This is a genomic window from Streptomyces sp. NPDC001513 (genome assembly GCF_042894695.1).
Lineage (GTDB): Bacteria > Actinomycetota > Actinomycetes > Streptomycetales > Streptomycetaceae > Streptomyces.
Genome location: NZ_JBIAVU010000007.1, coordinates 221368 through 232952, shown reverse-complemented (window position 1 = coordinate 232952; position 11585 = coordinate 221368). Strand labels below are relative to the sequence as shown.

Here is an 11585-nt window from a genome sequence, read left to right as displayed (position 1 = left end):
TCATTTTACTGTCCACTCCTGTCCATCTTGCGCAGTCGAGGCCGGCTCGACGTGCCTGCGTTCTTGACCGTGCGCGAAAGCTCTGAAATTGCGTGAGACTCGAAGATCGACCGCAAAGGCACGCTCACCCCGAGCACCTTCCGGATACGGCTGGTGAGCCGCGTTGCCAGCAGGGAGTTGCCCCCCAGTTCGAAGAAGTCGTCGTTCATGCCGACCCGTTCCACGCCGAGCACCTCCGCCAGCAGCTCGCAGAGAGCCGCCTCCTCGGGAGTGCGCGGCGCCCGGTAGGGGCGGCCGGCCGGTTCGGGGTCGGGCAGCGCGGCCCGGTCGAGGCGGCCGTCGGGGGTCAGCGGCAGCCGTTCCAGGGTCACGAGGACCGCGGGGACCAGGGCTGCGGGCAGGTGCCGGGCGGCGTGGGCCCGCACCTGGTCGGCGTACGGTCCGGGCTCGGCCCCGTACGGCTCGGCGGGTACGAGGTAGCCCACCGACTGAGCGGTCCCGCCCGGCCCGTGGCCCTCGCGGACGACCACGGCCGCCCGCGCCACCCCGGGGTGCCCGGTCAGGACGGCCTCGATCTCGGCGGGCGCGATCCGTGTGCCGCGGACCGCCGCCTCCGTGTCGCCGCGCCCCAGGAACTCCAGCCGGTCGTCGCCGTTCCAGCGGACCAGGTCGCCGGTGCGGAACATCCGCGATCCGGCCGGGCCGTGGGGGTCCGCGACGAACCGCTCCGCGGTCAGCCCGGTGTGTCCCCGGTAGCCGCGGGCCGGTGCGCCGCCCGCGAGGTACAGCTCCCCGACCGCGCCGTGCGGCACCGGGGTGAGCCCGGCGCCGAGGACGTACGCCCGCACTCCGGCGAGCGGGGTCCCGGCGGGCACGGCGGCGGTGCCCGGTGGCTCCTCGCCGTCCGGTGGCGAGAAGGCGGTGGCGGGGCCGGTCTCGGGGTGCCCGTGGAGGGTGACCAGCCGGGCCCCCGGGGCGGACTCGGCCGCCCGGCGCGCCAGCGCGGCCGGCAGCGGCTCGCCCGCGAACACGATCGTGTCCGCGTGGATGTCCTCGGCGACCTCGTCGAGCAGGTCGGCGAAGGCCGAGGGGGTCGTGGCGAGGAGGCCGTGTCCGGTGAGGGACCGCGGGTCGGCCGGCAGCTCGACGCCCGCGCCGCCGCAGAGCGCGGCGAGGATCTCCGGTACGGGCGGTTCGGCGTCGCCGGAGGCTCCGACCAGCAGCCGTGGGCCGCCGACGGCGGAGCCGAGCCGCGCGAGCAGCCCCGGTACCCGCTCGGCCAGATTGCGGTGGGTGGTCTCCACCCCTGTCGGGCCGCCCGAACTGCCGCAGGCGTACGAGAGGTGTGCGAGCGCGTCGGGCCGTCGGACGGGGGCCGCCGGAACGGATGTGCCGTCCCCGGACTCCAGTTCGCCCAGGTGCGCGGTGGGGACCGCGAGGTCCGCCGCGGCCGCCGTGTCCGGGTCGGTGAGCACCAGCAGCGGGCGCGCATCGGCCAGGACGCGTGCGAGGCGGTCGCCCGGGTGGCGCGGGTCGAGCGGCAGGACGGCGGCCCCGGACTTGAGGACGCCGAGCAGCGCGACCACCAGGTCCGCCGACCGCGGCAGGGCCAGGGCCACCGGGGTCTCCGGGCCGGCGCCGCGGGCGATCAGGCCGTTGGCCAGCCGGTTCGCCCGCTCGTCGAGCTCCCGGTAGGTGAGGGAGCGCGCACCCGAGACCACGGCGACCGCCTCGGGGGTCGCGGCGGCCTGCCGCTCGAACAGCTCCGGGACGGTCGCCCCGTCGGCGTCGGCGTCGGTGCCGGTGCCGGCGGCACGCGGGCCCGCGCCGAGCCCGTTCAGCAGCCGGTCCCGCTCGGCCGGCGCCAGTACGTCCACGGTGCCCACCCGGCGGCCGGTGTCCTCGGCCAGCTGCCGCAGGATCGCGGCGAACCGGGCGGCGATGGACTCGGCGACGGCGGGGTCGAGCACGGTGCGCTGGTACTGCACCGCCAGGCGCAGCCGGTCGGGCTCGATGAAGGCGAGCACCGTCACCGGGTAGTGGCTGGCGGTGAAGGAGCGGATGCCGGTGATCGAGATGCCGGCCGCGCGGCTGGCCTCGACGATGCCGGCCCGGTCCATCGGGAAGGACTCGAAGCCGATGATCGTGTCGAAGAGGACGTCCATTCCGGCGGCCTGCTGGATCTCGCTCAGGCCGAAGTGGTGGTGGTCCATGAGCGCGGCCTGCCGGCCCTGCAGTGCGGTCAGCAGCTCGGCAAGGGTGTCTGCGGGGGCGCACCGCACCCGTACCGGCAGGGTGTTGAGGAACATGCCGACGGTGGTGTCGGCGCCGGGCAGGGCGGGCGGGCGGCCGGCGACGGTGGAGGCGAACACCACGTCCCGGCGGCCGGTGAGCTGGGCCAGCAGGATCGCCCAGGCGCCCTGGACCACCGTGTTCAGGGTGACTCCGAGGTCGGAGGCGCGCCGGAACAGCTCGCGGGAGGCCTCGACGGGCAGCGGCACCTCGGCCTGCCGCATGGCGATGTCCTCGGCGGACTCGGCCGACTCGCCCGACCGGGCCGACCCGGCGGACTGACCGGCCGGGGCGGCCGGGGCGGTCACCACCGGGGCGAGGAGCGTCGGCTCCCCCAGCCCGCTGAGCTCCTCGCGCCAGACCCGGGCGGACTCCTCGGGGTCCTGGCGGGAGAGCCAGGCCAGGAAGTCCCGGTAGTCGCGGGCGGGTTCCAGCCCGGTGGCCTGACCCGCCGAACCGTAGAAGGTGAGCAGGTCCTGCATCAGCAGGGGCACCGACCAGCCGTCGAACAGCACGTGGTGGGCGGTGAGGACGAGCTCGTACGTCTCCTCGCCGGTCCGGATCAGCGTCAGGCGCAGCATCGGCGGCGCGATCTGGTCGAAGTGCGTGGTCAGGTCCTCGGCGAGGAACCGCTCGAAGGCCTCCGTGCGCTCCGCCTCGCCGAGCCCGGACAGGTCGAGCTCCTGCCAGGGCAGGGTGACGGAGTCCAGGACGAGCTGGACCAGGTCCCCGTACGCGTTGTGCACGAAGGCGGTCCGCAGGCCGGAGTGCCGCTCCAGCAGCGACTGCCCGGCGGCGCGCAGCCGGCCGGCGTCCACCCGCCCGGACAGGTGCAGGGCGTACTGCACCTGGTAGGCGTCGAAGGAGGAGTCCTCGAAGATCGAGTGGAACAGCAGGCCCGACTGGAGCGGGGTGGTGGGCCAGACGTCGGTGAGGCCCGGGAAGCGCCGCTCCCAGCCGTCGATGTCGTGCTGGCTCGCGGTCACCAGCGGCAGGTCCGAGGGGGTCAGGCCGCCGGCGCCGGGCTCGGCCGCGTGCCGGGCGAGTCCTTCCAGGGCGGCGCACCACAGGTCTGCGAGCTCCCGTACCTCCGCCGGGGTGAGCACTCCCTCGGGGGCGCTGAAGGCGGCGTTCAGGACCGGGCCGGCCGGCTGGTCGCTGACCGTGGCGTTGATGTCGAGTGCGGCGGAGGCCGGCATGCGCGGGTCCTGCGCGGCGTCGAGCTCGGCCAGTTCGGCGATGGCCGCGGCCTCGGGGGCCTGGGTGAAGCCCGCCCCCCGCGCGTCCCCGGGCCGTTCGGAGCCGGCGGCGAAGCGTCCCAGGTAGTTGAAGCCGACCTGCCCGATGGGGTGTTCGGCCAGCTGGGCGGCGGTCTGCGGGTTCAGGTGGCGCAGCAGGCCGTAGCCGATGCCCTTGTCGGGCAGGGAGAGGAGCTGCTCCTTGACCTTCTTGACGGCGAGGCCGGCGGCCGGTCCGCCCGCGAAGGCCTCGTCAAGGTCCACCCCGGCCAGGTCCAGGCGCACCGGGAAGGCGGTGGTGAACCAGCCCAGGGTGCGCGCGAGGTTCGCGCCGGGGGCGGCGGCCTCCTCGCGGCCGTGTCCTTCGAGGCGGATCAGGGCGGAGGTCTCGTCGACGGAGCGGGTACGCCGCCACTGCGCGAGCGCCAGGGCCAGCGCGGCCAGCAGTCCGTCGTTGACCCCGCCGTGGAAGGCCGCGGGCAGGTCCGTCAGCACGGCCTCGGTCACGGAGGCCGGGAGCCGGACGTGGGTGACGTGCACCGAGGACCGTACGTCGACGGCCGGGTCCAGCCGGCGGGCGCCGAGCACCGGGTCGGGCCCCTCGACGATCGAGCGCCAGAGGTCCAGCTCCGCGACCCGCTCGGGGCGCAGGGCCTCGTCGGCCAGCGCGTGCGCCCAGCGGCGCATCGAGGTGGCCACGGGCGGCAGTTCGGGGGTGCGGCCGGCGCTGATCTGCTGCCAGGCCGAGGCGAGGTCGGGCATCAGGATGCGCCAGGACACGCCGTCCACGATCAGGTGGTGGAGGACGAGCAGGAGCCGTCCGGCGCCGGCGTTTTCGCCGGCCTCGCCGCCCTGCCCCTCCTCGCCGCCGGGCGCGTCGAACCAGACGAACTGCGCGACGACGCCCGCCGCCGGGTCCAGCCGCCGCGCGGCCTCCTCCAGCTCTCCGAGCAGCAGGTCCCGCCAGGACTCGGCGTCCCGGCGGCCGTCGCACGCGACGCGGCGCAGCAGCGGCTCCACGTCCACGGAGCCGGCGGGCGCGACGACCAGGCCGTCGGCCTCGCCGTCGCCCTCCCCCGCGGCGTCGGCGACGAGGCGCGAGCGCAGCAGGTCGTGGCGGTCCACCACGGCCGTCAGGGTGGCGGCCAGTCCGGCGCGGTCGATGCCCTCGGGCAGCTCCAGCACCATGGCCTGCAGGAAACGGCCGAAGCCGGGGCCCCAGTCGCGGATCCAGCGCGCGACGGGCAGCAGCGGCATCCACCCGGTGCCGCCGCCGGCGAGCTCCGTCAGGACCGGGCCGGTGGGGGCGCCCTGGCCGTTGGTGACGGCGATCTCGGCGAGGCGGGCGACGGTGCGGTGCTCGACGGCCTGGCGGGCGGTGACCACCAGGCCGCGCGCCCGCGCCCAGGACACCACCTGGAGCGACTGGATGCTGTCACCGCCGAGGGTGAAGAAGTCGTCGTCGATGCCGACCTGGCCCACGCCGAGGGCCTTCGCGAAGAGCTCCGCGAGGATCTCCTCCTGCGGGGTGCGCGGGGCCCGGTAGGTCTCGCCCTTGAACTCGGGTTCCGGCAGGCGGGCCTTGTCGAGCTTGCCGTTCGGGGTCAGCGGCAGCCGGTCCAGCAGGACGAAGGCCGCCGGGACCATGTGGTCGGGCAGCTGGTCGGCGGCGAAGGCGCGCAGCTCGCCGACGCCGAAGCCGGAGTCGAGGGCGATGCTGCCGTAGGCGCTGCCCTGCGGGCCCGCCTGGCCGGGGCCGCCGGAGGCCGCGGGGACCACGTAGGCCACCAGCTGGCGGCTGCCGCGCCGCTCGTAAGGGAGGACCGCGGTGTCCGCCACGCCGGGGTGGCCGCTGAGCACCGCCTCGATCTCGAGCGGCTCGATCCGGATGCCGCGGATCTTGACCTGGGTGTCGACGCGCCCGTGGAAGACGAGTTCGCCCTCCGGCGTCCGTTCCACGAGGTCGCCGGTGCGGTACATCCGCGCGCCGGGCCCGGCGAAGGGGCAGGCCACGAAGCGCTGGGCGGACAGGTCGGGGCGGCCCAGGTAGCCGCGGGCCAGCGAGGCGCCCGAGACGTACAGTTCGCCGATCACTCCGGCGCCCACCGGGCAGAGCGCGTCGTCCAGGACGTGCACGTCGGTGTCGGTGATCGAGCGTCCGATCGGCGGTACGCGGCCGTCGCCGGCCAGCGGCGCGCTCATCGTGGCGCACACGGTCGTCTCCGTGGGCCCGTACGCGTTGATCATGCGGCGGCCGGCCGACCAGGTGGCGACCAGCTCGGGGGTGGTGGCGTCACCGGCGACCACGAGGGTCTCGACGGAGGCCATGGCCCCGGCGGGGAGGGCGGCGAGCACCGGCGGCGGCAGCGTCACGTGGGTCACGCCGTGCCGGGCGATGGTGTCGGCCAGCGGGGCGCCGGGGGCCAGCGCCTCCTTGTCGGCCAGCACGAAGGTGGCGCCGGACAGCAGGCCCATGCACATCTCCCACACCGAGGCGTCGAAGCTCGGCGAGGCGAACTGCAGCACCCTGCTCGCCGGGCTCACCTTCAGCCGCTCGGCGTGCGTGGCCAGCAGCGGGGCGAGGCCGTTGTGGGTGACGGCGACGCCCTTGGGGCGGCCGGTGGAGCCCGAGGTGTAGATGACGTACGCGGTCTGCGCCACCCGCTGCGGGCGGATCCGGTCCGCGTCGGCGAGCGGGCCGGCCGCCTCGGCGGCGACCGCCGCCGAGGTCTCGGGGGCGTCCAGCAGCAGTACGGGGGTGGGGAGTTCGGGCAGCAGGCCGCCGGTGGCGGCGTCCGCCAGGACCAGGCGGGCGCCGGAGTCCTCGACCATGTACCGGAGGCGGTCCGCGGGGTACGCGGCGTCCATCGGCAGGTACGCGCCGCCCGCCTTGAGCACCGCGAGGACGGCCACCCACAGCTCCGGCGACCGCTGCACGGCCACGCCCACGACCGACTCCGGTCCGACTCCGCGTCCGGCCAGGAGCCGCGCCAGGCGATTGGCGCGCGCGTCGACCTCGCGGTAGGTCAGCGAGGTCTCGCCGAAGACCAGTGCGACGGCGTCCGGAGCGGCGACGACCTGCTTCTCGAACATCTCAGGAATCGTCGCCACCGGCACCGCCGTGTCATGGAACGAGCACAAAGCGACCATCCCCCAATGGTTGGACATGAAGACCGGAATCTCGTGGGTTTGATTTCTCATTGATCTCAGCCGGCGGGCGGTGCGACAAGCCCGAAAAAGCTGCCACACAGGAATTGCCCGCGGAAAACCGCACCGCTCGCGATGCGACCCGTTGGGGAGCTTAGGGCTCCAGCACCGTACCGGCGATGAATTCGAGCAGCTCGGAGCTCAGCCCGGGCTCGAAGAGATAGAAATGCCCGCTGGGGTAGACACGCAGGTCGAAGGCGGTGTCCGTGTGCGCGCCCCAGGTCTCCATCTCGTTCAGCGGGGCCCGGCTGTCGGACTCGCCGACCAGTGCGGTGATGGGCACGTCCAGCCGCGCGTCGACGGGCATCGCGTGCTGCTCCCAGAGGGAGAAGTCGTCCATCACGGAGGGCAGCAGTGCCTCCATGGCGTCCTCGTCGTCGGCGAGCTCCTCGTCGAAGCCGCCGAGCCGCAGCACCTCGGCGCGGAACTCCTCGTCGGAAAGTGCGTGCAGCTGGGGGCGGTTGCGGAAGGGCTCGGGCGAGGCCTGGCCGGAGAGGAACAGATGGGCGGGCCGGGGGCCACCGCGCGACTGGAGCGCCAGCGCCAGCTCGAAGGCCAGCAGGGCCCCGCAGGAGTGGCCGAAGAAGGAGAACGGGCCGTCCAGGACGGGGCGCAGGGCCTGCGTCAGGGCCCGGACGAGCGGGCCGACCTCGGTGGCGGGGTCCTCCATGATCCGGTTCTGCCGGCCGGGCAGCTGCACCGCGACGACCTCGATGTCGGCGGGGAGTTCCTGCACCCAGTCGGCGAAGGCTCCGGCGCCGCCGCCCGCCTGCGGAAAGCAGATCAGTTGATGGCGGTGTCCGGGCCGTCGCGCCCGCCATATGAAGGGGCTTTCGACGACCAGTCCGGTTCCGGTTTCCGTTGCGTGGCTGCGCGTGTGCATGACCATGACCCCTCTGCAGATTTCGGTGGAAGCGGAAAGCAGAAATCAGAAAGCGGAATGCAGTACCGGGTGCGCTGACGCAGCGGGCCGGATCGGTCACGGCCTATTTCCCGCACTTCCGCAATTGATCGTAGGAGTGGCCCTCCGGCGAGGCAAGGAACGCCCGCACAGCTCTGCCGGACGGGTACTGGTGAGCGATTCCTCCTTGCGTTTTCGGCCACCGCGCCCCGTTCTTTGCGCTTCCGCCGGCCCGCTGTCCCGTCGACGGGACGGCGGCAGCACGAAGAACGGGGCTGCCCGGCCTTTCGGCCGGGCAGCCCCGTTCGGGTTCCTGCGTGGTGCGAGGGGGACTAGATCTTCGCCTCGCGGTTGAAGGCGGAGCGGGCCCAGAAGTAGCCGAGGACGCTGAGGACGACGCCCCAACCAAGCGCCAGCCACGCGCTGTTGCCGATCTCCGTACCCATGAGCAGGCCGCGGAGGGTGTCGGTCATCGGGGTGAAGGGCTGGTACTCGGCGAACCAGCGCAGTCCGACCGGCATGGACTCCGGCGGGACGATGGCGCTGCCGAGGAAGGGCAGGAAGGTCAGCGGCATGGGCGCGTTGCTCGCCGCCTCCACGCTGCTGGAGCCCAGACCGATCGCCGCGGACAGCCAGCTGAGGCCGAAGGCGAGCAGGGCCAGGATGCCGAGGGCGGCGATCCACTCGACGACGGTGGCGTTGGGCCGGAAGCCCACCAGGAGCGCGACGGCGATGACCAGAACCAGGCTGATCATGGTCTGGATGACATTGCCCACCACGTGCCCGGTCAGCACCGAGGAGCGCGAGATCGACATGGTCCGGAAGCGGTTGATGATGCCTTCGGTCATGTCCGTGCAGACCGACACGGCCGTCGAGACCGCGCCGGCGGTGGCCGCCATCAGGAGGATGCCGGGAGCCACGAAGTTGGTGTAGTCGCCGCGGTCGCCCGTACCGCCGCCGGGCAGTTCGATGCCGGCGCCGAGTGCGCCGCCGAAGACGTAGACGAACAGCAGGAGCATCAGGATCGGCATCGCGACGATCGAGATCGTCATCGAGGGGTAGCGCTGTGCGTGCTTGAGGTTGCGGCGCAGCATCGTCATCGAGTCGCGCATCGCGTACGTGGTGCTCATCGGCGGGCCTCCTGCGCCGTGTTGGCGGTGCTGGGAACGGTGGTCGCGTGGTGCCGCGACCCGTCACCGGTGAGGGCGAGGAAGACGTCGTCCAGGTCGGGCGTGTGGACGGTCAGCGCGTCCGCCGTGACACCGGCGCCCTCCAGCAGGTCGAGGACGGCGCGCAGCGCGGGGATGCTGCCGTCGCTCGGGATCTGCAGGGTGAGCTTCTCCTCGTCGCGGGCGCCCTCGTCGAGGCCGAGCCGGCGGGCGGCGGCGTCCAGGCTGGGCGCGTCGGAGAACTGAAGGCGGATGTGCCCGCCGGGGATGCGGCGCTTGAGCTCGTCCGCGGTGCCCTCGGCGACGATCTTGCCCTTGTCGAGGACGGCGATCCGGTCCGCGAGCTGGTCGGCCTCTTCCAGGTACTGCGTGGTGAGGAAGATGGTCACGCCCTGGGCGGTCAGCTGCTGGATCAGGTGCCACATGGTGCGGCGGCTGCGCGGGTCGAGGCCGGTGGTCGGCTCGTCGAGGAAGATCAGGCTCGGGTTGCCGACCAGGGTCATCGCCAGGTCCAGCTTGCGGCGCATGCCCCCGGAGAAGGTGGAGGCCATCTTGCCGGCCACCTCGGTGAGTTCGAACTGTCGGAGTAATTCGGCGGTGCGGCGCTTGCCCTCCGCGCGGTCGAGGTGGTGCAGGTCCGCCATGAGGAGCATGTTCTCCTCGGCGGTCAGCAGCCCGTCCACCGCCGCGAACTGGCCGGTGACACCGATCCGGGCACGGATGGCGTCCGCGCTCCGCTCCAGCGAGTGCCCCACCACGGTCGCCTCGCCACCGTCGGCGGCGATGAGCGTGGAGAGGATCTGGACCGTGGTGGTCTTCCCCGCTCCGTTCGGACCGAGCAGCGCGAAGATCGTGCCCGCCTGCACATGCAGGTCAATCCCGTCGAGTACGACCTTCTCGCCGTACGACTTGCGCAGGCCGACTGCGCTGATCCCCTTGGGCGGGGCCATCTGTTCGGTCGCGGCACTCATCGTGCCCCCTCCATTTCGTAGCGGTTGCGAGGCAGAGCTCTGACGTCAGGCGCCGTGCGCACGCTGGATGGTGATGTCACCGAGGCTGGTCCGCGCGTGCACCTTGACGGTCTCCGCGCCCTCTGTGGGGCCTTCGGCGGATCCGAGGGTGCTGTAGACCGTTCCGGACTGGGAGTTGATGTCGAGCCAGGCGGCAGTCCCCTGGCGAATCCCGACTTCGAGGTTGCCGGCCTTAGTCTGAAGCTCCACCGTGCCGCGCGCCACTTCCTCGATGCGAACGTTGCCATTCGAGCTCTTTGACGTCACCGACCCTTGCGCCCGGCCGACGGTGATGTTTCCATTGGCGACCTTCAGCCGCAGATCGCCCGCCACGTCGTCCAGCCACGTGTTGCCGTTGGAGTTCTTGATGTCGGCGTCGCCGCCGATCGTGCGGACCCGCACCTCGCCCGAACCGGTGGTCACGTCGACGTCGCCCGTCGCCGTGTCGAGCTGCACGTCCCCGTGCTGGGTCTTCAGCCGCACCGGACCGGCCTGGTCGAGCCGGATGTCGCCGGCGCTGGTGCGGACCTCGCACTCGCCCAGCGTCCCCTTGCAGCTGATGTCGCCCATCTCCAGCGTCCCGAGGAGCCGCGAACCCTGCGGCAGCGCGACCTCGACCAGGACCGAACCGCGGGCGGAGAACAGCCCGCGCGCCTTCGGCGTACGGACCGTCAGCGTGCCGTCGGAGAAGTCGACCTTGGTCTCGTCGGCGGCGCGCTGGTCGTCCTTGTCGCCGGCGGTGCGGGGGTGGATCTCGACCACCGCGTCGGTCCGGTCCCCGGCACTGATCCGGGCGACACCGACCTCGACGTGGATGTTCGCGGTGATGGGTCCCTTGGTGTCGTAAGAAGGCATGACTGTCCCGTCCTCGTGAGTCTGGTGATCGCCCCCGCTCCGGGGACGTGAAGATTGACGCGAAAGTGGTCGGCCTCTCGCACGCCGAAACGGTGCTCCGGGAGAGCTAGCTCACCCAGCCCGTGAAGCTCTTCCTGCCGCCGCCCCGCTGGGGTGCCGGCGCCTCGCCCTGCCGTCCGCCGCCGGGTTCGAGCGCGCCCGAAACGGCCCTGACCAGCCAGGCGTTGAGCGACAGCCCCTCCCGCGCGGCCGCCTGCTCGGCACGTGTCTTGACGTGGCCGGGGAGTCGGAGGTTGATGCGTGCGGTACTGCTGTCCTCTCCTTCCGGCGCGATCGGCACGGCGGGCAGGGCATGCGCTTCCTCGTAGCCCTGCGCCACGAAGGGCTCGTCCTTCGGCGGCGCCGTCACGACGAACTCGGGCTCGAGCCCGCGCAGCCGTACGTCCACCGAGCCCGGAGCGAGCTCCCGGGTGACCTCACCCATGGCGTCCGACAGGGCGTTCAGGAGGGTGAGTCTGGCTGCCGACTCTAGCGGTGCGGTGATGCGCTCGGCGAGAGCGCGAGCATCGTCGCCACCCGCTTCGGCGGCCACCGCGAGCTCGTGCCGAAGACTGGCGACATAGGGCGTGAGGTCCATGTCCCACAGCATGACACACATATGGCGCCATGGCGAGCCAATCTGGCGCCATATGTGCCACCATTTACAAAACCGCAGGTCAGGAGCGGTGCCATCGTTGCGCCATCCTGAGCCACATGGCACCACCACTCCCAGGGCCACACCACTCCGGCACCACTCGGCGCCACGTACGGGCCCGGCGGCGCCGCCCGTCCGTCCCGTCCCGTCGACAGGACAAAGCCCCCGGCGTATCCCGAAATGCTTCAGGTACGCCGGGGGCTCCCCGGCACGCACGAA

The 11585-nt window shown here is 72.8% G+C and carries 6 protein-coding genes; all 6 read right to left on the bottom strand.

Features of this window, described 5'->3' with window-relative positions; genetic code table 11:
- Positions 1 to 5: 5 nt before the first annotated feature.
- The 6 genes from ACFYZ4_RS17795 to ACFYZ4_RS17770 all read right to left on the bottom strand — a co-directional run bounded on the left by ACFYZ4_RS17795 (position 6) and on the right by ACFYZ4_RS17770 (position 11309).
- A complete protein-coding gene (locus ACFYZ4_RS17795) occupies positions 6 to 6623 on the bottom strand; it encodes an amino acid adenylation domain-containing protein (RefSeq protein WP_390784297.1) in 6618 nt (2205 codons plus the stop codon).
- A gap of 208 nt (positions 6624 to 6831) precedes the next feature.
- Entirely contained in the window at positions 6832 to 7620 is a 789-nt protein-coding gene (locus ACFYZ4_RS17790) for a thioesterase II family protein (protein WP_390784296.1), read from the bottom strand.
- A gap of 350 nt (positions 7621 to 7970) precedes the next feature.
- Entirely contained in the window at positions 7971 to 8768 is a 798-nt protein-coding gene (locus ACFYZ4_RS17785; protein ID WP_351288652.1) for an ABC transporter permease, read from the bottom strand.
- A complete protein-coding gene (locus ACFYZ4_RS17780) occupies positions 8765 to 9778 on the bottom strand; it encodes an ATP-binding cassette domain-containing protein (RefSeq protein ID WP_390784295.1) in 1014 nt (337 codons plus the stop codon). Before ACFYZ4_RS17780 ends, ACFYZ4_RS17785 begins: the two co-directional genes overlap by 4 nt.
- Before the next feature lie 45 nt (positions 9779 to 9823).
- Entirely contained in the window at positions 9824 to 10672 is an 849-nt protein-coding gene (locus tag ACFYZ4_RS17775; RefSeq protein ID WP_351288656.1) for a DUF4097 family beta strand repeat-containing protein, read from the bottom strand.
- A 106-nt stretch (positions 10673 to 10778) separates the two neighbouring features.
- On the bottom strand, positions 10779 to 11309 hold the full coding sequence (locus ACFYZ4_RS17770; RefSeq protein ID WP_351288658.1) for a toxin-antitoxin system HicB family antitoxin: 531 nt from the start codon (positions 11307 to 11309) through the stop codon (positions 10779 to 10781).
- Positions 11310 to 11585 lie beyond the last annotated feature (276 nt).